This window comes from Cellulomonas xiejunii, from assembly GCF_024508315.1.
GTDB lineage: Bacteria > Actinomycetota > Actinomycetes > Actinomycetales > Cellulomonadaceae > Cellulomonas > Cellulomonas xiejunii.
Genome location: NZ_CP101987.1, coordinates 815,819 through 834,639, shown reverse-complemented (window position 1 = coordinate 834,639; position 18,821 = coordinate 815,819). Strand labels below are relative to the sequence as shown.

The window sequence follows — 18,821 nt, the reverse complement described above, 5'->3', positions numbered from 1 at the left end:
CGCGTGACGGGATGGCCCCTCCGAGAACCGCTGGAGGGCGGGGGGCGACTGGATTGCACTCTCACGCCCACCGGGGGTTGCCACGAGGTGACTGGATTGCACTCTCACGCCCCCCGGGGGGTACCCGAAGGTGACTGGATTGCGCTCTCGCGCCCACCTTGGGGGTGGAGGAGTTCCGGTTAGCCGAAGGTGATGGAGGTGTAGAGCCAGCCGTCGTAGGAGACGGCGCCGATGTACGCCGTCGAGTACCCGCGGAGCATCAGCTTGTTGTGATCGACGGACGCGGCGTACGCGGCGATCATGCGCGTCGCGTTGCCGGGACTCACGCGTCCGACGATCTCGGCACCCGTCCCCGAGTGCCAGATGCTGTTCGACGCGGCCATCTGCATCGCGTGCTCGACGCGCGCTCCGGAGCGCACGATCGACAGACCGCCGAGCCCGTTGGCGGCTCGGTGGGCGTTGAGGGCCGCGCCGACGTCACCCGACGAGGCCTCGGAGCCGGCGGTGGGCAGCCCGGCAGCGGCGGGAGCCGCGACCGCGCCGGCCGACCCGCCGGTCCTCGTCCCCGCCCGGGTGGCGGTACCCGCGCTCGTCGCACGGCGGGTGGTCCCGCTCTTCGAGGACCCGCGGGCCGCGTCGCGGGCGGCTGCCGCCTGTGCGGCAGCCTGGGCCGCGGCGGCCTCGGCTGCGATGCGCGCGTCCTCGGCTGCCTGCCACGCGGCCTGCGCGTCCACGACGGCCTTCTCGGGGCCGGCGAGTGCGGCGTTCGCCGTCCGCAGCGACGTCAACGAGACGGCGGGTGCGTCGAGCGCGCCGGTCGCACCGTCGATGGCGGCCTGCAACGCCCCGCGCGGGGCATCCCCGGCCTGTGCGGACGCCGCGAGGGTCGCCGCGGCACGCCCGACCGCCGCGCGGCCGGTGGCGCTCGCGTCGGCGCGCAGGGCGGTGACGACCGCGGTCCCGGCCACGAGACCGTCGACACGACCGGTCGCAAGCTCCGGAGCCAGGGCGAGGTACGCGCCGTCGACGCGGGCCTGGGCGGCCCGGCGCGCGTCCGCGCGCTCCCCGCGCTCCTGCTGGACGGCCCACACGCCGCCGGCGCTGATGAGGACGGCAGCCGCGGTGAGCAGCGCCACGACCTGCGGTGCGCGCGCCCGCGCCGGGGCCGGCGACTCCGCGACAGGCAGCTCCGAGGCCGACGGCTCCGTGGTGGCCGCCGTGGGTGCGAGCACCACGCGCGCGGGCACGACGGGCACGGGCGCGGACACGAGGTGCCCCGCCTGCGTCGGGATGAGCGGTTTGACGGGCGGCGCCGCAGGCGCAGCCGTGTCCGCGGGGGCCGTCGTCCCGGTGGCCGGTGGTGCGCTGGTGGCCGCGACGCTGGTCCGGTCCCCCGTCCGGCGCGCGCCGGTGCCCTGCCGTCCGCTCATCGGTCCCCCCTGGGTGGTCGCCTCTTGCGACCTCATCGGCACCTGCAGCGTCCGACCTGAGGATCTGTGTCGCAATCGGGGGCACATATGGTCACTTGTCTTGCACATTGGTGCAGATCGGGCGGACGGTGGATACCGCAGGTTCCGCCACGATGGGACACGTGGACCCCGACCGGCTCGACGCCATCGACCAGGACATCCTGCGGGCGCTCGCCCGCGACGCCCGCGCGACCTTCGCGCAGATCGGGTCGTCGGTCTCGTTGTCCGCGCCGGCCGTGAAGCGACGCGTCGACCGGCTGCGGGAGCGCGGCGTCATCCGCGGGTTCACGGTGCGCCTGGACCCCGCGGCGCTCGGCTGGAACACCGAGGCGTTCGTCGAGATCTTCTGCCAGGGCTCCACGAGCCCGGCCACCATGCGCACGGCCGTCGAGCGCTACGCCGAGGTCGTGTCGGCGAGCACCGTGACGGGCGACGTCGACCTGGTCGTCCAGGTGAGGGCGCGCGACATGCGCCACCTCGAGGAGGTCGTCGAACGGCTCGCGGCCGAGCCGTTCGTGGCCCGCACCCGCTCGACCATCGTCCTGTCGGCACTCGTGCGGCGCCCTGACGCCCTCCCCGTCACCGACGCGCCCTGACCGCCCGGACCGGGAGCACCCCGGTGAGGGGCGTCGTCAGCTCTCCGTCAGGTCCTCGCCGCGCGTCGTCACGACCATCACGGGGCAGCGCGCGTGGTGCAGCACCGCCTGGCTCGTCGAGCCCAGCAGCAGACCTGCGAATCCGCCACGCCCTCGTGACCCGACGACGACGAGGTCGGTGGCCGCGGAGAACTCCGTCAGCAGCTCGGCGCCCGTGCCGTCGAGCACCCGGCGCCGCACCTCGGTGCCCGGGTGGTCGGCGAGCGCGCGGTCGACGACGACGCCCAGCCCCTCGGCCATGTCCTTGAGGACCTGCTCGTGGTCGATCGCGGACGGCAGCCAGGCGAGCGCCCCCGTCATCGAGGCGATCGGCACACCAGCGACGGCGAAGAGCTCCGCGTCCCACGCCTGCGCCTCGCGGATCGCGGCACGCAGCGCGCGCTCCGCGGGTGGCGAGCCGTCGACACCGACGACGATGCGACGCACGGGCCGCACCTGCGCCGTCTCGCCGTCGCGCAGCGGCTCGCCGTCGGCGCCCCGCAGCGGTACGACGACCGTCGGGCACCAGCCGTGGGCAGGGAGCGCCGACGAGACCGTCCCCAGCAGCCGGTCCGCGAACCCGCCCCGGCCCCGGGTGCCCACCACGGCGAGCTCGACGCTGCGTGACTCCTCGACGAGCACACCCGCCGCGTCGCCCGTGATGACCCGCCCGTGCACGGGGACCCCGGGGTCACGCAGGTGGGCGAGCGCCTCGTCGAGCACGGCCTGGGCACCGCTGCGGATGGTCTCGTCGTCGAGGGCCGCGTACCCGCCGTCCAGCGACGCCGCGGTGAACGACGGGAGCGAGTAGGCCACGACCAGCCGCAGGCCCAGGCCGCGCCTGCGGGCCTCCGCGACCGCCCAGTCCAGGGCGTGCAGACCGGCGGTCGACCCGTCGACCCCCACGAGGATCTCGTGCTCCCGCGTCATGTCGCCCTCCGTGTCGCGTCCGGCGCCACGTCGCGCCGGCCCGGTGTCCGGTCCCGGCCATCGTGGCACAGCGCGACGAGCGAGCGCCGGACGACCCGCGACGTGGTCGTTGCCGGACCGGCCCGCGGACACCCGGGAGCCCCGGGTCGAGGCGCGCGGGTCAGGCGACGAGGTACTGCGACCACGCGGGCTCGGCCCGGCCGGCAGCCCCACCGACGGTGACGGACCACCGGGGCGCCCGCGGCCGGAACGGGAGCTCCCAGCCCAGCTCGTGCAGCGTGCGGTCAGCCTTGCGGTGGTTGCACCGCACGCAGGCGGCGACGACGTTGGTCCACTCGTGCCGTCCGCCGCGGGAGCGCGGCTGCACGTGGTCGACCGTGTCCGCACCGCCGCCGCAGTACGCGCACCGGTGGTCGTCGCGCTGCAGCACCGTGCGCCGCGTCGGCGGCACGGGCCGGCGGTGCGGGACGTGGACGTAGCGCGTGAGCACCAGCACGACGGGCACGGGCATCTCCAGGTGCGCGGAGTGCAGGACCCGACCGTCGGACTCCACGACGTTGGCCTTGCCGCTCATCACGAGCACGACCGCCCGATGGAGCGTCACGATGCACAGCGGGTCACCGCTGGCATTCAGCAGCAGGGCTCGTGACGGCACCGGGGCGCGCTCGACGTCGTGGGGGGCGGCCTGGTCGGCGGCGGTCGTCAGCACGGTGCACTCCTGACCTCGGGGGTCGGACCGGCTGGCTGCCGGTCCGCGAACGAGAAGGAACAGCGTGGATGCGGGACCAGGGTACGCGCACGACCTTTGTGCACAGCGGGGGTCGGCGAGACCGGTCCAGCGCGTGGTCCGCAGGCGTGATGCGGAGCGTCCGCGCGGCTGTGCGCGGTCTCCGTAGAGACGACGAGGCCCCGACGACGTGGGCGTCGTCGGGGCCTCGCGGCACGGGTCGGTGTCAGCCGATCCGGATGAAGGTCGGGTTGCTCTGCCAGATGGCCCGGAACTGGACCGTCTTGCCCGGGCGGGGAGCGTCGATCATCTGGTTGCCACCGGCGTAGATGCCGACGTGGCCAGGGCTCCAGATGAGGTCGCCCGGCTGCGCGTCGGCGCGGGACACGACCGTGCCGGCGTTGCGCTGAGCGGACGACGTGCGCGGCAGCGTGATGCCGAGCTGCGCGTAGACGTACGACGTGAAGCCGGAGCAGTCCATGCCCTCGGGGCTGGCGCCGCCGGAGACGTACGGGACTCCGACGTAGCGGGCCGCGATCTCGAGGACGGCATTGCCGGCGACCGACTGCGGGACCGGGTTGCTCGTGGTCGCTGCGGCGGCGGTCGACGCCGTCGCGGCACGCTCGGCCGTGCGGGACGCGGCGCGCGTGGTGCGCACGGGCGGCGGCGGCGGTGCGGGCTTCTCAGCCGTGATCACCGGCGCGTCGACGGTGAACGCGGCCTCGGCCGGGGACGCCACGACGGGCGAGGTGTTGAGGACGGCGCGAGCGGAGGCCGTCAGGGCCGATGTGTCGACGGCGGCGAGCGCTGGGGCGCTGTCACGCTCGGCTGCGTAGGACGGGACGGCGATCATGGAGACCATCAGCCCGGACGAGGCCGCCACGACAGCGGAGCGTCGACCGACGGTGCCCATCTGGTCAGAGGCGGCGTGCGCGAGCTCGGTCAGCGGCGTCGAAGGACGTCGCGCGGCGCGGTGGCGCGCCCGGTGGTTGCTTTCGGACAACGAGTTGCCTCTCCGGTCGCCTACGAGGTGAGCTGTCGGGTTCGGGTGGGAGAACACCCGGCCGGTCATCCGTCACGACCTGCTGCGCACCTGCGTGCACCGCTGTCGCGCCGTCGTCCCGGCTTCACCCCAAGGGCACCGAGGTTCCGATGCCCACAATGTGGTTCCCCCGCCCCTGCCGGCGAGTCGTACGGACCTGCGAGCGGCGGCAGGGTTCGGCGTTCCGCTCGAGGGCTTCCTGGAGGAGGGTTCCGAGAAGCAGGTCGAACGTACATGACGCGCTCGTGGATTGTCACGCTCCGGTCACGAAGATCTCGAAGAAGTTATGGACGACCGTCCGACACGCCGGGCGACACGCCGACCGAACGCCCGCTGAGTCGCGCCAGCCCGTACCAGTTCGGGGTAAACCGGACTCACCCGCGCGGTGGCGGAGGTCACGAGAGTCGCGCCGTGGATCAGGCCCCGACGAAGACGTGCCGGGCGACGTCGGACGGCAGGTCCAGCACCGTGCCGGCCCCCTCGACGCCCACCGTGACGACACCGACAGCCCGCGCGACCGTCACGCGCGCGCCGGGTGTCACCCCCGCGTCCGCGAGCCGCGTCAGCAGCTCGACGTCGACCTGCAACGGCTCCGCGATGCGCGCGATCACGGCCGTGCCGTCGGCCGCCGCCCCGGGCGCCGTGAGCGGCACGACACCGTCGAGGAACCGCACGGGCGTCCGCTCCTCGCCGATCTCGTCGAGCCCGGGGATCGGGTTGCCGTACGGGTCGAAGTGCGGGTGGTCCAGCAGCGCGGCCAGGCGCTTCTCGACGCGCTCGCTCATGACGTGCTCCCACCGGCACGCCTCCTCGTGGACGTGCGGCCAGTCCAGGCCGATGACATCCGTCAGGAGGCGCTCGGCCAGCCGGTGCTTGCGCATCACGCGCACGGCCTTGGCCTGCCCGTCGCCCGTCAGCTCGAGGTGCCGGTCCCCCGTCACGACGACCAGGCCGTCGCGCTCCATGCGGGCGACCGTCTGGGACACGGTGGGGCCGGAGTGCCCGAGGCGCTCGGCGATGCGGGCACGCAGCGGCGTGATGCCTTCCTCGGTGAGCTCGTAGATCGTCTTGAGATACATCTCGGTCGTGTCGATCAGGTCGCTCACCGCTCGGCCTCCCACGTCGCGTCGAACGGCCGGGAACACCCGCGCCGCGTGCTGCGGCCCAGGGTAGTCGGCCCCACCCGCGCGGACGGGGCCGCCGACGCGCGGGCCGCGTCGATATCCTCGGCTCGTGCCCGACGCCGACGCCATCGCCCGCCTGACGATCCCTGCCGACCTGCTGCCCCGCGACGGGCGCTTCGGGTCCGGCCCGTCCAAGGTGCGCGCTGCGCAGCTCGACGCCCTGACCGCGGCGGGACGCACGCTCCTGGGCACCTCCCACCGGCAGGCGCCCGTGCGTACCCTCGTCGGCCGCGTCAAGGCGGGCCTGACCGCCCTGTTCGACGCGCCCGAGGGCTACGAGGTCGTCCTCGGCAACGGCGGGTCGACGCTCTTCTGGGACGTCGCCACGTTGTGCCTCGTGCAGGACCGGGCGGCGCACGCACGGTTCGGGGAGTTCGGGGCCAAGTTCGCCGCGGCGACGACGCGGGCGCCGTTCCTCGCCGTCCCGGAGGTCACGACCGCACCTCCCGGGCAGGTCGCGGTGCCGCCGCCGACGGACGGCGTCGACGTGTACGCGTGGCCGCACAACGAGACGTCGACGGGCGTGATCGCGCCGGTCCGCCGGGTCGCGGGCTCGCGCGAGGCGGGCGCGCTCGTGCTCGTCGACGGCACGTCCGCCGCGGGCGGCACGACGGTGGACGTCGGTGAGACGGACGTCTACTACTTCGCCCCGCAGAAGTCCTTCGCGTCGGACGGCGGGCTGTGGCTCGCTCTGGCGTCCCCGGCGGCCGTCGAGCGGGCGGCCCGCATCGAGGGTGCGGGCCGGTGGGTGCCGGAGTCGCTGTCGTTCACGGCCGCCGTGACGAACTCCCGCGCCGACCAGACCCTCAACACCCCGGCGCTCGCGACGCTGGTGCTGCTGGCCGAGCAGCTCGACTGGATCCTCGAGCAGGGCGGGCTCGCGTGGGCGGCCCAGCGCACCGCCACGTCGTCGGGGCACCTGTACGCGTGGGCGGAGAGCCGGGACTGGGCCACACCGTTCGTCGCGGACCCGGCGCTGCGCTCCCCCGTGGTGGGCACGATCGACCTGGCGCCGGAGGTCGACGCGCCCACGGTCACCGCAGTGCTGCGCCGCCACGGCATCGTCGACATCGAGCCGTACCGCAAGCTGGGCCGCAACCAGGTCCGCGTCGGGATGTACCCGGCGGTCGACCCGGACGACGTGCTCGCGCTGACGGCCTGCATCGACCACGTCGTGCAGCGCCTCGGCTGACCCGCTGCCCACGACGCGCACAGGGCCCGGCACCCCGAGGTGCCGGGCCCTGTGCGCGTCGCAGGCGCGTCGGACGACGTCAGGCGCGACGGCGCCGGGCGGCGAGCACCCCACCGACCCCCGCGAGCACGAGCCCGCTCGCGATGAGCGCGAGAGGGCCGGCGGACGAGCCCGTGGCCGAGAGCACCTCGGCCCGCTCGGCGACCGGCGCGGCCCCCGCGCCGGGGGCGTCGGGGCCGGCCACGAGGACGTCGGACCGCTCGGGCCCGGTGAGGCACACGGGGCTCGACGGCGGGTACCCGACGACGGCCGACGCGCCGGGGTTCACCTGGAACGTCACCTCGACGGACGGGCGCACCCAGTCGAACTCGTCGCCCTCGACCCATGTGCCGCCCTCGAGACGCCAGCCGGGCCAGTCGGCACCCTTGCCGTCGGCACCGACGACGGCGCCCGGCCACAGCACGGTCCCGGTCAGCGGCTGGTCGGCGTACACGACGTCGTCACCGCCCGGGTTGACGAACGCGATGGTGACGCTGGTCCTGTCGGTGCCCACCGGCGTGACGGCGTACCGCAGCTTCGGCACGTCGTTGTCGCAGACGGGTGTCAGGATGGTGACGTCGACCTCGCAGGGCAGCTCGGCCCCGTAGTCGTCGACGCCCCGCGTGCAGCCGTCGGCCGGCGGGGGCACCGGCTGCTGGGTCGCTGCGGTCGCGGCCGGGCCGAGGCCCGTGGCCGCCAGGACGAGGCCTGCGACGGCGCAGACCCTGATGAACGCGCGCATGCTGGCTCCCACGTGGAATCGGACATTTCGTGCTTCATCCTCTCCCCAGGGGTGCGCGGAATCTATCGCCATTCGGGTGAAACCGGACAGTTCGGGCGCCTTTCACCCGACCGTGCGCGCCCTCACTCGCAGCGGTAGGACGCGGCTCCCGGCGACGTCAGCGTGGGTGTGGTCCACAGCTGGGCGGCACCGTCCTGCAGCGGCACGGTGACCACGAGCTCCTGCGTCTGCCCGGGGGCGAGCCGCGAGGCGACCTCCTGCACGGTGCGCCCGGCGACCGTCGTGACCCGGCCGGTGGCCGGCCGGCCGTCGCGCGTGACGACGAGCGGCGCAGCGCCCTGGGCGGACCACACCGACACGTTGGTGAGCAGCGTGCCCAGCGCCACCTCGGGTCCCGGTGCGCCGGTGACGTACGGCCCCCACGTCTCGACGCCGTCGGGCGGGCGGAAGTCGAGGTGCAGCACGGCGTCGACCGTCGGCGACGGCCCGCTGCACCGCGCGTCACGGAACGTGACGTCCGTCGAGAGGTAGGCGCCGAGCTTGCCCTGGGTGGCGTCCGCGAGGAACACCCCCGGCTGGTCGACGAACAGGTCCTCGGACGTGAACGCGCCGCCCGCGACGGTCGCGGCGAGCCGCTCCTGCTCCTGCGGGTGCGCGGACCACACCCGCACCCGCCGCTCGTCCACCGCGCTGCGGGCGGCGAGCAGCAACGCCTGCGGGTCGCCCGTGCCGGTGCCGACGGCAGCGACGAGGTTGGCCGCGACCGCGCCGAAGTAGGCGTCGGCCGCGGCGGGGTCCGGGTGGCGCACGTAGGAGTCACGCAGCAGCGCGTCGACGAGCCCGGCCGCGTCGAGGGTGCCGCCGTCGGGGTCGGCCACCGACCCGGTGGCGCCGACGAGCCCGGCCACCGCGACGGGATCGGTCGCGACGACGCCGTCGACCGTCCCGCCCACGGAGTGCGCCCAGCGCGCCGCGACCAGCTCGGCCGTACGGGGGAAGTCGGGCGTGAGCACGGCGTTCTGGATCCACCTGCCGAGGCGGGGCCCCCAGGTGTCGAGCTCTTCCGCCGTGAGCGGCGCGACGGTGTCGGGCAGGCCGGGCAGGTCGACGGTGGAGAGGCTGTCGACGAGGGTCACCGCGCCGTCGTCGACCCGCACGGCGACGACGTTGCCGACGATCCCGCCGGCGGGGCGCAGCTCGGCGGTGTTGAGCGCGAGGACGAGGTAGGTGCGCGGGCCGTCCCCGCCGAGCATCCCCGGCAGCACCCCGGCCACCCTGCCGGCAGGCCCCACGCCGGCGTCGATCCGCGCGAGCGCGTGCTGCACCTGCCGCACCGGGTCGGCGAGCGGCCCCACGAGCGCGTCGGGGTCGAGCGCCGCGACGTCGGCGTGCGCGTCGGCCACGGTGGCGGCCGCAGTCTCGACGCGTGCGGCGACCGCGCGCAGGGCGGCGACGTCGAACCGCCCGTCGGGCAGGCGCAGGCCACCGCCCGCGAGCGCGCGCAGATCTGAGACTGCGGGCAGGGAGTCGACGACGACCGCGTCGAGCGACGTCGAGACGACCCGGACCGCCTCGAGCTGGTCACCCGCCCACGGGAGCACCTCGGCAGCACGCCACACGGGGTCGGCCGACGCGGCGGCGGCCCGGCGCGTGGACTCCTGCAGCTCGGGCAGGGAGTCGGTCACCGTGTCGACGGACGTCGCGTCGAGCTCGACGTCACCCAGCCACGCGCGCGCGTCCTGCAGCGCCGACGCCGCCTGCCAGGCGCGGACGGCGACCCACCCGACGGCGAGCAGCACCAGGACGAGCACGACGACGACGACGCGTGCCAGCACGCGCCGCCCGCGCGGCCCGGCCGTCGGCTCGGCCTGCCGCCCGACCACCTGCGCCGGGCCGTCGTGCTCGACCGGCGCTCCCGTCGTGTCCACGGGGCGATCGTGGCACGCCGGACGTTTCGGACATCACGCGAGGGCGTCCTTTCACCCGTGAGTCCGCCCGCTCGGCCCAGTGTGTCGCGCCAGCGCGTCGCGCCCTGCGGTGCGGCCGGCGGGCTCGGCGTGCGGATCAGGCAGCGTGCTGCGAGTCCGCGGCGTCCTGCGCGCGCACCCGCGCGGGCGCGTCCTGGGCGCGCCGCTCCCCTGCCGCGGTGGGCGCGTCCTGGTCACCGGCCGGAGCCGGCACCTGGTCCGCGGGCAGCTGGTCGGCGGGCACCCGGTCCGCGGGGTGGACGACCTCGATGTGCGGGCGCGACGTCACGTGGTAGCGGACGCGCACGTCCCAGTGGCCGCGGACCCACCAGGCGGCACCGACCGAGACGAGCACCGCGGACATCGAGCCGACGCCGATCGACCAGCGGGCGCCGAACGTCTCGCCGATCCATCCGACGATCGGTGAACCGACGGGCGTCGCCCCGAGGAAGACGATCATGTAGAGGGACATGACACGCCCGCGCATCTTCGGGTCCGTGGTCATCTGGATGCAGGTGTTGGCGGCGGTCATCATCGTCAGCGACGCGAACCCGACGGGGATGCAGGCGACGGCGAACGACGTGTACGTCGGCATGAGCGCCATGACGCCCGTCGTGATGCCGAACGCGAAGGCCGATCCGATGACGAGGCGGACGCGCGGCTGCTCCCGGCGGGCTGCGAGCAGGGCACCCGTGAGCGAGCCGATCGCCAGGATCGACCCGAGGATGCCGTACTCCTGCGCGCCGCGGCCGAACTCGGTGCGGGCCATGAGGGCGCTGGTGAGCTGGAAGTTGAGGCCGAAGGTCGACACGACGCCGACCACGACCATGATCACGATGATGTCGGAGCGGCCGCGGACGTAGGCGATGCCTTCGCGGATCTGCCCCTTGGCTCGCGACGCGTGCGGCATCGGGTACAGCTCGGTGCGGCGCATGAGCACGAGCGAGACGATGGTCGCGGCGAACGTGACGGCGTTGATGACGAAGACCCAGCCGCTGCCGACCGCGGCGATGAGCAGGCCCGCGAGACCGGGACCGATGAGCCGTGCGGCGTTGAACGACGCGCTGTTCAGGCCCACGGCGTTGGACAGCCGACCGGCGGGGACGAGCTCGGCGACGAACGTCTGCCGGACGGGCCCGTCGATCGCGGTGACGACGCCGAGCAGCCCGGCGAAGGCGTACACCTGCCACAGCTGGGCGTTCCCGGACAGCACGAGCAGACCCAGCCCGGCCGCGAGCACCCCCTGCCCCACCTGCGTGGCGATCAGCAGCTTGCGCCGGTCGAAGCGGTCGGCCAGGAGCCCGGCCCACGCGGAGAGGAAGAGCGTGGGGGCGAACTGCAGGGCCGTGGTGATGCCGACGGCGATCCCGGACTCGTCGGACAGCTCGGTCAGGACCAACCAGTCCTGCGCGACGCGCTGCATCCACGTGCCGACGTTGGCGACGAGCGCGCCGGCGAACCAGAGCCGGTAGTTGCGGATGGAGAGGGAGGAGAAGGTGGCACTCACGACGCGGTGATCCTCCGGAGGATCTCGGCGGCCTGCGCGAGCACGGCGCGGTCCGCGGTGTCGAGACCCGCGAGACGTGCGGAGAGCCAGGCGTCACGGCGGCGGCGGGTCTCGGCGACCTCGGCCTCGCCCTCGGGGGTGAGGCTGACGACGACCTGACGCCCGTCGGTGGGGTGCTCGTCCTTGCGGACGAGGCCACGGTCGGCGAGGCACCCGACCGTGCGGGTCATGGCGGGAGCGGCGATGCGCTCGTGCTCGGCGAGCCGCCCCGGGCTCGTCGGCCCCTCGCGCAGGAGGATCGCCAGGACGTTGAACTGGGGGTCCGAGAGCCCGGCCTCCCCGCGCTCGGCCTTGATGCGGCGGGTGGCCCGGCCCAGGGTCACCCGCAGGTCGGCGGCAAGGCTCAGGTCCGCACCTGCGGACACGGTGGCGGGCTCTGCCGGGGGGCTCGAGGAGACGGTCGACACGAGTAGTTACCCTACATCATTACTGCGGGTCAGGACCTGTGATCCTTACCACTGGTCACCATCTCACCCTTCGGGCGACTTGCGCGCCCGCTGCGTCATGCGCCAGGGTCGAGGCCCGGGGGGGAGGCTCGATGCACGGATCGAACTGGGGTGTGTCGAACGACGCGCTCGTGGTCGAGGGCCTGATGGCCTCCACCACCGATCCAGTGACGAACCGCGCCACCGCCGTCTCCCTGCACGCGGAGTGCCCGCGCATGCGCGCCGAGGACGCCGTCCTCACGGTCGTCACGCTCGCGTACGACACCGCGACCACGAACGCGCTGCCCGGACGCGCACGCGGGCTCGACGTCGCCGAGCGCGTCCTGTGCCGCGACCTGGAGCACTGGGCCGGGCAGAGCGGCAGCGTGGTGGCGATCGGCGAGGCAGCGGTGGCCTACCTCAGCATGGGGACGCACGAGGACGCCCAGCAGCTCCGCAGCCGCCTGCCGGAGCTGCGCGCCCGCGTGTCCCGTGCCGCCGGGGCCGTGCCGCGCATGTCCGCCGCCCAGGGCCCGTCACGCAAGTCGTCCGACGTGGTGGCCCGCGCTCTCGAGCGACTCGTCCTGCCCCGCGGCGTGGTCCCCGAGCAGGACCAGTGGGCCGCCGGGGCCGTGCGTGCCCGCCCCCTGTGGGACGCCGCGACCGGCAAGCAGTTCGGCACGCAGGTGCGTCTGCAGGCCTTCCGCGTCGACGACGTCGCCGCGGACCGCGCCGAGAGCCTGCTCTCGCTCACGCGGTCACCGCGGTCCGTCGACGGGGCCGCCGCAGCACACGAGGCGATGCCGCACGTGGTCGCCGCACAGCCCGGCGACGACCCGGTCCTGTGGGACGTCACCGCCGTGCTGTCAGGGACCGGCCCGGCACGCGCCACGCTCACGCAGACCCTCATCGACCGGTGCCCACCGGGGATGTGGATCGGGGTGTCCGCGTGGCTCGCCGTCCTCGACGAGGTGCAGCAGGCGCTGCGCACGCTGCGCGGCCGCGGTCACCGCATCGTGCTCACCCGCTACGGGTCGGGCCGCGAGCCGCTCGCGGCGTTCGACGAGCTGCCGATGGACGGAATCCTGCTCGACCCGCACCTCGAGGCCGGTGCGCGCGTCACGTCCGAGGACAGCGCGGTGCTCCTCGCGATCCTCGAGCACGCCACCCGCAACGGCATCGCTGTGCTCTCCACGTCGCGCAGTGCCGTCGACCCGCGCCGCCGTCCCGCGCCCGTCCTGCGTCCGCGCACCGAGGACCCGGGTGACCAGGTCCTCGAGCGGGCGCGACTCGTGGGCCTCACGCTCCGCCAGACCGCGATCCTGGTCAACGCGAGCACGGGTCAGGGGCCGATGGCCCCGCGCTGGGACCGGTACGACGTCGCGACGCACTGGGCCCACGCGCACGCGTGACGGCCCGGCCGGTCGGCGACGACCGGACGACGACGAGCCTCAGGGCCGCCCGAGCGCCCGGTAGGTCCAGCCGGCGGCGCGCCACACCTTCGGGTCCAGCACGTTGCGCCCGTCGACGATCGCGCGGTGGGCCACGACCTCGCCCAGCTCGTCCGGGACCATGTCGCGGTACTCGTCCCACTCCGTGGCGAGCACGACGACGTCGGCGCCCTGGGCAGCCTCGAGCGCCGTGGCGGCGTACTTGAGGTCCGGCCACTTGACGCGCGCGTTCTCGACGGCCTGCGGGTCGGTCACCGTGACGTGGGCGCCCTGCAGCTGCATCTGCGCGGCCACGGACAGGGCCGGCGAGTCGCGGATGTCGTCGCTGTTCGGCTTGAACGCCGCGCCGAGGACGGCGACGCGCTTGCCGACGATGGACCCGGCGCTGACCTCGCGCGCGAGGTCGACCATGCGGACGCGTCGGCGCATGTTGATCGAGTCGACCTCCCGCAGGAACGACAGCGCCTGGTCGACGCCCAGCTCGCCGGCGCGGGCCATGAAGGCGCGGATGTCCTTCGGCAGGCAGCCGCCGCCGAACCCGAGACCCGCGTTGAGGAAGCGGCGCCCGATGCGCACGTCGTAGCCGATCGCGTCGGCGAGACTCGTCACGTCGGCACCCGTGGCCTCGCACAGCTCGGCCATGGCGTTGATGAACGAGATCTTGGTGGCGAGGAACGAGTTGGCGGCGACCTTGACGAGCTGCGAGGTCGCGTAGTCGGTGACGACCAGCGGGGTGCCCTCGGCCAGGGACGCCGCGTAGACCTCGTCGAGGAGGGCGCGGGCGGCGTCACCCTCGGGCGTCGGCACGCCCTCGTCGTCGGTCGGCAGGCCGTAGACCAGCCGGTCGGGGTGCAGCGTGTCCTGGACGGCGAAGCCCTCACGCAGGAACTCGGGGTTCCACACGAGCGTCATGCCCGTGCCGGTGAGGCGCTCGGCCAGGTCCTCGGCGGTGCCGACCGGGACCGTGGACTTGCCCGCGACCACGTCGCCGGGCGCGAGGTGAGCCCGCAGGTCCTCGAATGCGGACTCGACGTACGACAGGTCGGCACGGAACTCACCGTGCTTCTGCGGCGTCCCGACGCACAGGAAGTGGACCCGGGCGCCCGCAGCCGCGGCCATGTCCGTGCTGAAGGTCAGTCGACCGGTGCGGGACACCTCGTCGAGCAGCTCGGGCAGGCCCGGCTCGTAGAACGGCGCCGTGCCGGCGGCGAGACGTGCGATCTTGTCGGGGTCGACGTCGATCCCCACGACGTCGTGGCCGAGGGACGCCATGCTTGCCGCATGCACCGCCCCGAGGTACCCGCAACCGATGACCGAGATGCGCACGTTTCGTCCCCCTCAGGAAGTCGCCAGTCCGGGCAGCGTACCGGGGTCCGTGAGGGCGCCGAGCGGTGGTCCGCCACCGGCCGCGCGCGGGTCCGGCTGCGGGTGGCGCTGGTCGTGTACCTGGGAGCCGTCGCGCTGGTCACGTTGCGCCCCGCACCGGAGGACGACGAGACCCTCGGGCTGGCGCGCAGGGTGATCGAGCAGCTCGCCGACCTGGGGCTGCCGGTGACGTTCGACGGGGTCGAGGCGGTCGCGAACGTCGTGATGTTCGTGCCGTTCGGGGTGCTCGTCGGGCTGCTGCTGCGGCGGCCCTGGTGGGTCGTCGTGCTGCTCGGGGCGGGCACGTCGACGCTGATCGAGACGGTGCAGCGGTGGCTGCCGACGCGCTACGCCACGGTGCAGGACGTCGTGATGAACACGTTGGGGGCGGCCGTCGGGGTGCTCGCGCTGGTGCTGGTGTCACGACGGGCCGGGACCGGCGTGCGGTCCCGGCCCGTCGATGGTGCAGGTGTCAGACGCCGAGCAGGTCGCGGATGGGGCCGAGCGCGAAGTACACGACGAACGCGAGCGCAGCCACCCACATGAGCGGGTGGATCGCACGCACCTTGCCGAGCGCCAGCTTCACGACGACGAACGCGATGAAGCCCGCGCCGATGCCGACGCTGATCGAGTACGTGAACGGCATGAGCGCGAGCGTCAGGAACGCGGGGATCGCGACCTCGGGCGACTTCCAGTCGAGGTCGGCGACCTGGGTGACCATGAGGAACCCGACGACGACGAGCACGGGCGCGGCCGCCTCGGACGGGACCATCGCCACCAGCGGCGACAGGAACGTCGCGAGCAGGAACGCGACGCCGGTGACGACGGACGCGAGCCCCGTGCGGGCACCGTCGGCGACGCCGGACGTGGACTCCACGTACGCCGTGTTGGACGACACCGAGCCCATGCCACCGGCGACGGCACCGAGCGAGTCGACGACCAGGATCTGCTGGCTGCGCGGCGGGTTGCCCTCCTCGTCCAGCAGCTTGGCCTCCTGGCCGACGGCGACCATCGTGCCCATGGTGTCGAAGAAGTCGGCGAGCAGGATCGAGAACACCAGGACCACGACGGCGAGGACGCCGATCTTGCCGACGGCACCGAGCAGCGAGAACTGACCGATGAGCGACAGGTCCGGCAGCTGCACCAGGGAGTCGGGCACCGCCGGGACGTTCTGGTGCCAGCCGCCGGGGTTGTCCTCGCCCGCGCCGCCGATGTTGGCGACGGCCTCGACGACCAGCGCGAGCACCGTGGTGCCGATGACGGCGATCAGCAGACCGCCGCGGACCTTGCGCACCATGAGGACGATCGCGGCGATGAGCCCGACGACGAAGACGGCGACTGGCCAGCCGGCGAGCGACCCGCCGGAGCCGAGCTCGAGCGGCGTGCCCTGCCCCTGCCGGACGAACCCGGCGTTGACGAAGCCGATGAGCGCGATGAACAGGCCGATGCCGACGCCGATCGCGATCTTCAGCTCCCGCGGGACCGCGCGGAACACCGCGCCGCGGAACCCTGTCAGCACCAGCACGAGGATCACCAGGCCCTCGAGCACCACGATGCCCATCGCGTCCGCCCACGTCATGCCCGGCAGCTGGGCGACCGTGTAGGCGACGACCGCGTTGAGGCCCAGGCCCGCGGCCAGTGCCATCGGAAAGTTGGCGACGACGCCCATGAGGATCGACAGGACGCCCGCCACCAGGGCGGTCGCCGCGGCGATCATCGCGAGGTTCGGCGCGTCGCCACCACCGAGGTACCGGCCGGTGCTGTCCGGGATGGTGCCGAGGATCAGCGGGTTGAGCACGATGATGTAGCTCATCGTGAAGAAGGTCACGAGGCCACCGCGGACCTCGGCGCCGATGGTGGAGCCACGCTCCGTGATCTTGAAGAACCGGTCGACGGCGCTGCGGGGGGCCGCGGGTGCGTCGTCGTGCGTCTCCTGGGGGGAAGGAGTTGTCGACATGGCGGAAGTGTCTCAGAGCGGAGGCCCGTCGGTGACCGTTCCCGCAGGGGCCGATACCCGGACGTGACGCACGCTACAACGCACGGCGTACGCACGGCACCCGACCGTGCGCCGGGGACGCCAGCCACGCCTCGACGACGTCCTCGGGCGGGGCGCTCGCGCGGCTGAGGTTCTCGGCCGTCCGGGGTGCGTCGCAGCCCGCGATGACGTCGTCCGACGGGGCGTGCGTGAGCTCGGGCATCTCGGGACGGACCGGACACCGCACCCCATCGTTCCGGGAGATCGCCCGCTGCGGTGGCCCGGCACACGTCCCGCGTCAGGCATCATCGGACGCCATGACGTCCCCCGAGCCCCCGGCCCGCATCCTCGCGGTCTGCACGGGCAACATCTGCCGGTCCCCCGTCGTCGAGCGGGTGCTCGCGGCCCGGCTCGCAGGCACGGACGTCCAGGTCACCTCGGCCGGGACACGTGCCGTGGTGGGGCACGCGGTCTCCGCCCCGATGGTCCCGCTGCTCACCGACGCGGGCGCCGACGCCGCCGGGTTCGCCGCGCGGCAGCTCACGGCCGACCTGATCCGCGAGGCCGACCTCGTGATCGCTCTGACGCGCGCTCACCGCTCGCAGGTCGTCGAACTGGTCCCGGGTGCGGTGCGCCGCACCTTCACCCTGCTCGAGATCGCTCGGCTGGTCGCGCACGTCGACCCGCAGGCCGTGCACGACTCGGGGCAGACGCCCGGCGCCCGGCTGCGCGCGCTGCCCGGCCTGGCCGCCGCGGTGCGGCACGTCGCCGGCTCGGGCGAGGACGACGTCGCCGACCCGATCGGCGGCTCCGAGGCCGTCTACCGGGCGTCGTACGACGCGATGGCGCCCGCACTGCGCACGCTGGCCCAGGCACTGCGGGACTGATCCGGCCGCGCCCGGCCGCGCCCGGCCGCGCCCGGCCGCGCCCGGCCGCGCCCGGCCGCGCCCGGCCGCGCCGGGCCGCGCACCGCGTCCCGCCCTGCTCGTCCGCGGCGCACTACCATCACGAGGTGCCCTCCGTCCTGTCCACCCTGATGCACCCGCAGCGCACCCCACCCCCGCCCATCGACGTCGACCTCGCGAAGGTCATGGGCGTCGGCACCGCAGTGTGGGGGGTCGCACTGCTGGTCACGGGCCTGCTGTGGCTGGTCGGCACCGTCCCCGGCACGTGGCCGTGCATGTGCGCGGCGGGCGTGGTCCTCGGGCTCGTCGGCGTGCTGTGGGCACGCAGGAACGGCCGCCTGGCGGCCGACGGCTCGGGTGCGATGGTCCGCCCCGGCGAGCAGGCCCTGAACCGGCCCTGACACGGCTCAGCCCAGGAACACCTGGGCGCACAACCACCCGCGGGCGCCCTGCGCGCAGGCCACGCCGATCTGCGTGAACGACGAGCGCAGGATGTTCTCGCGGTGCCCGGGGGACTTCATCCACCCCGTGACGGCAGCCGGCGCCGACGCGTAGCCGAGCGACAGGTTCTCCCCCACCGTCCCCGCCGCGCACGCCTCGAGGATCGGCCCCAGCGGGTCGTGCTCGAAGCGGCCCTCCGCCACCAGGAGCGTCGACCGGTCGGCCGCCTGCTGCGTGGCGCACGACGACACACCGAGGGCCGGCAGCCCGGCGGCAGCGCGCTCGGCGTTGGTCAGTGCGACGATCTCGGCGGACATCGCCGCGCCCTGGTCCGACACGCCCGTCGCACCCGACCCGTCGGGGGCTGAGCCCACGGCTGTCGGGCGGGCGGCGGCGCGGGGCTCGGGTGCCGGCACGGCGGGGGCAGCGGGCTCGTCAGCCGGGGGTGGCTCCGGGGCGGCGGTCTGCGGGACCGCCGAGCTCGTCGCCGGCAGCGGCGCGGTCGGCTCGGGGTCGGCGCTGCGCTCGCTGCTGCGGGAGACCGGGTCCTGCAGACGTCCGACCAGGTCCCCCGACGTCAGCGCGAGAGTGACCTGCCCGGTCGGGGCGTGCGCGCCGGGTGCGGCGAGCAGGATCAGCGCCACCGCGACGACGAGGATCCCCGCTGACCCGACCAACCGCACCCGACGACGTCGAAGGTCCCGACGCTCGCGCCAGCGTCGGATCTCGCGGCGTTGAGCGACGGGCACGAGGGGACGTTACCCG

General features: G+C 74.3%; 19 protein-coding genes and 1 riboswitch. Of the genes, 6 read left to right on the top strand and 13 right to left on the bottom strand.

The features are described 5' to 3' along the window. Positions 1 to 179: 179 nt before the first annotated feature. Positions 180 to 1,430, bottom strand: a complete 1,251-nt coding sequence (locus NP048_RS03995; RefSeq protein ID WP_227578188.1) for a hypothetical protein — start codon at positions 1,428 to 1,430, stop codon at positions 180 to 182. A gap of 152 nt (positions 1,431 to 1,582) precedes the next feature. Between NP048_RS03995 and NP048_RS03990 the strand changes: the two genes are divergently transcribed. Beyond that, positions 1,583 to 2,065, top strand: a complete 483-nt coding sequence (locus NP048_RS03990) for an Lrp/AsnC family transcriptional regulator (RefSeq protein WP_227578187.1) — start codon at positions 1,583 to 1,585, stop codon at positions 2,063 to 2,065. Positions 2,066 to 2,101: 36 nt separating this feature from the next. On the opposite strand, the gene NP048_RS03985 is transcribed toward NP048_RS03990, so the two are convergent. The 4 genes from NP048_RS03985 to NP048_RS03970 form a co-directional block, all read right to left on the bottom strand. Next, positions 2,102 to 3,034 (bottom strand): universal stress protein, encoded by a 933-nt coding sequence (locus tag NP048_RS03985; protein WP_256769441.1) that lies wholly within the window; start codon positions 3,032 to 3,034, stop codon positions 2,102 to 2,104. A 160-nt stretch (positions 3,035 to 3,194) separates the two neighbouring features. After that, entirely contained in the window at positions 3,195 to 3,743 is a 549-nt protein-coding gene (locus tag NP048_RS03980) for an HNH endonuclease (RefSeq protein ID WP_227578185.1), read from the bottom strand. A gap of 244 nt (positions 3,744 to 3,987) precedes the next feature. After that, the gene (locus NP048_RS03975) at positions 3,988 to 4,644 is read right to left on the bottom strand and encodes a C40 family peptidase (RefSeq protein WP_372456839.1); all 657 of its coding nucleotides are present in this window, start codon (positions 4,642 to 4,644) and stop codon (positions 3,988 to 3,990) included. Positions 4,645 to 4,767: 123 nt separating this feature from the next. Next, positions 4,768 to 4,995: riboswitch (cyclic di-AMP (ydaO/yuaA leader) on the bottom strand. 224 nt (positions 4,996 to 5,219) lie between these two features. Continuing rightward, positions 5,220 to 5,909 (bottom strand): iron-dependent transcriptional repressor DtxR, encoded by a 690-nt coding sequence (locus NP048_RS03970; protein ID WP_227578183.1) that lies wholly within the window; start codon positions 5,907 to 5,909, stop codon positions 5,220 to 5,222. Between the two features lie 127 nt (positions 5,910 to 6,036). Here NP048_RS03970 and serC point away from each other — a divergent pair, with 127 nt between their 5' ends. After that, the gene (serC, locus tag NP048_RS03965; RefSeq protein WP_227578182.1) at positions 6,037 to 7,179 is read left to right on the top strand and encodes a phosphoserine transaminase; all 1,143 of its coding nucleotides are present in this window, start codon (positions 6,037 to 6,039) and stop codon (positions 7,177 to 7,179) included. A gap of 79 nt (positions 7,180 to 7,258) precedes the next feature. Here serC and NP048_RS03960 read toward each other — a convergent pair whose 3' ends face one another. The 4 genes from NP048_RS03960 to NP048_RS03945 all read right to left on the bottom strand — a co-directional run bounded on the left by NP048_RS03960 (position 7,259) and on the right by NP048_RS03945 (position 11,901). Next, the gene (locus tag NP048_RS03960) at positions 7,259 to 7,960 is read right to left on the bottom strand and encodes an LPXTG cell wall anchor domain-containing protein (RefSeq protein WP_227578181.1); all 702 of its coding nucleotides are present in this window, start codon (positions 7,958 to 7,960) and stop codon (positions 7,259 to 7,261) included. 122 nt (positions 7,961 to 8,082) lie between these two features. After that, the gene (locus NP048_RS03955) at positions 8,083 to 9,888 is read right to left on the bottom strand and encodes a DUF4012 domain-containing protein (RefSeq protein ID WP_227578180.1); all 1,806 of its coding nucleotides are present in this window, start codon (positions 9,886 to 9,888) and stop codon (positions 8,083 to 8,085) included. Positions 9,889 to 10,024: 136 nt separating this feature from the next. Continuing rightward, complete coding sequence (locus tag NP048_RS03950) at positions 10,025 to 11,434, bottom strand: MFS transporter (RefSeq protein WP_227578179.1); 1,410 nt, start codon at positions 11,432 to 11,434, stop codon at positions 10,025 to 10,027. After that, positions 11,431 to 11,901 (bottom strand): MarR family winged helix-turn-helix transcriptional regulator, encoded by a 471-nt coding sequence (locus NP048_RS03945; protein ID WP_227578178.1) that lies wholly within the window; start codon positions 11,899 to 11,901, stop codon positions 11,431 to 11,433. The genes NP048_RS03950 and NP048_RS03945 overlap by 4 nt, the downstream gene beginning before the upstream one ends. Positions 11,902 to 12,032: 131 nt before the next feature. Here NP048_RS03945 and NP048_RS03940 point away from each other — a divergent pair, with 131 nt between their 5' ends. After that, positions 12,033 to 13,331, top strand: coding sequence for an EAL domain-containing protein (locus NP048_RS03940; protein ID WP_227578177.1), 1,299 nt, complete (start codon positions 12,033 to 12,035; stop codon positions 13,329 to 13,331). Between the two features lie 39 nt (positions 13,332 to 13,370). Here the strand turns inward: NP048_RS03940 and NP048_RS03935 are convergent, their stop codons facing one another. Then, positions 13,371 to 14,696 carry a UDP-glucose dehydrogenase family protein gene (locus NP048_RS03935; RefSeq protein ID WP_227578176.1) on the bottom strand — a complete coding sequence of 442 codons (1,326 nt, stop codon included), beginning with the start codon at positions 14,694 to 14,696 and terminating at the stop codon, positions 13,371 to 13,373. Between the two features lie 102 nt (positions 14,697 to 14,798). Between NP048_RS03935 and NP048_RS03930 the strand changes: the two genes are divergently transcribed. Next, on the top strand, positions 14,799 to 15,281 hold the full coding sequence (locus NP048_RS03930; RefSeq protein WP_227578175.1) for a VanZ family protein: 483 nt from the start codon (positions 14,799 to 14,801) through the stop codon (positions 15,279 to 15,281). Here the strand turns inward: NP048_RS03930 and NP048_RS03925 are convergent. Continuing rightward, positions 15,208 to 16,692: an NCS2 family permease gene (locus NP048_RS03925; RefSeq protein WP_227578174.1), complete on the bottom strand. Its 1,485-nt coding sequence runs from the start codon at positions 16,690 to 16,692 to the stop codon at positions 15,208 to 15,210. The two genes, NP048_RS03930 and NP048_RS03925, sit on opposite strands and share 74 nt — an antisense overlap. Positions 16,693 to 16,765: 73 nt before the next feature. Beyond that, complete coding sequence (locus tag NP048_RS03920; RefSeq protein ID WP_227578173.1) at positions 16,766 to 16,933, bottom strand: spore germination YkwD domain-containing protein; 168 nt, start codon at positions 16,931 to 16,933, stop codon at positions 16,766 to 16,768. Between the two features lie 94 nt (positions 16,934 to 17,027). Between NP048_RS03920 and NP048_RS03915 the strand changes: the two genes are divergently transcribed. Together NP048_RS03915 and NP048_RS03910 are read left to right on the top strand one after the other, a co-directional pair. After that, positions 17,028 to 17,597 (top strand): arsenate reductase/protein-tyrosine-phosphatase family protein, encoded by a 570-nt coding sequence (locus tag NP048_RS03915; protein WP_284439723.1) that lies wholly within the window; start codon positions 17,028 to 17,030, stop codon positions 17,595 to 17,597. Between the two features lie 125 nt (positions 17,598 to 17,722). Then, positions 17,723 to 18,016 carry a DUF2530 domain-containing protein gene (locus NP048_RS03910; protein WP_227578172.1) on the top strand — a complete coding sequence of 98 codons (294 nt, stop codon included), beginning with the start codon at positions 17,723 to 17,725 and terminating at the stop codon, positions 18,014 to 18,016. Between the two features lie 6 nt (positions 18,017 to 18,022). Here NP048_RS03910 and NP048_RS03905 read toward each other — a convergent pair whose 3' ends face one another. Further along, on the bottom strand, positions 18,023 to 18,805 hold the full coding sequence (locus NP048_RS03905; protein ID WP_227578171.1) for a CAP domain-containing protein: 783 nt from the start codon (positions 18,803 to 18,805) through the stop codon (positions 18,023 to 18,025). Positions 18,806 to 18,821 lie beyond the last annotated feature (16 nt).

Coding starts and splice junctions, on each gene's coding strand:
- NP048_RS03920 (WP_227578173.1), bottom strand. CDS start 16,933: ATGCCCGAGCTCACGCACGCCCCGTCGGACGACGTCATCGCGGGCTGC.
- NP048_RS03925 (WP_227578174.1), bottom strand. CDS start 16,692: ATGTCGACAACTCCTTCCCCCCAGGAGACGCACGACGACGCACCCGCG.
- NP048_RS03985 (WP_256769441.1), bottom strand. CDS start 3,034: ATGACGCGGGAGCACGAGATCCTCGTGGGGGTCGACGGGTCGACCGCC.
- NP048_RS03990 (WP_227578187.1), top strand. CDS start 1,583: ATGGGACACGTGGACCCCGACCGGCTCGACGCCATCGACCAGGACATC.
- NP048_RS03960 (WP_227578181.1), bottom strand. CDS start 7,960: ATGCGCGCGTTCATCAGGGTCTGCGCCGTCGCAGGCCTCGTCCTGGCG.
- NP048_RS03915 (WP_284439723.1), top strand. CDS start 17,028: ATGACGTCCCCCGAGCCCCCGGCCCGCATCCTCGCGGTCTGCACGGGC.
- NP048_RS03995 (WP_227578188.1), bottom strand. CDS start 1,430: ATGAGCGGACGGCAGGGCACCGGCGCGCGCCGGACGGGGGACCGGACC.
- NP048_RS03940 (WP_227578177.1), top strand. CDS start 12,033: ATGCACGGATCGAACTGGGGTGTGTCGAACGACGCGCTCGTGGTCGAG.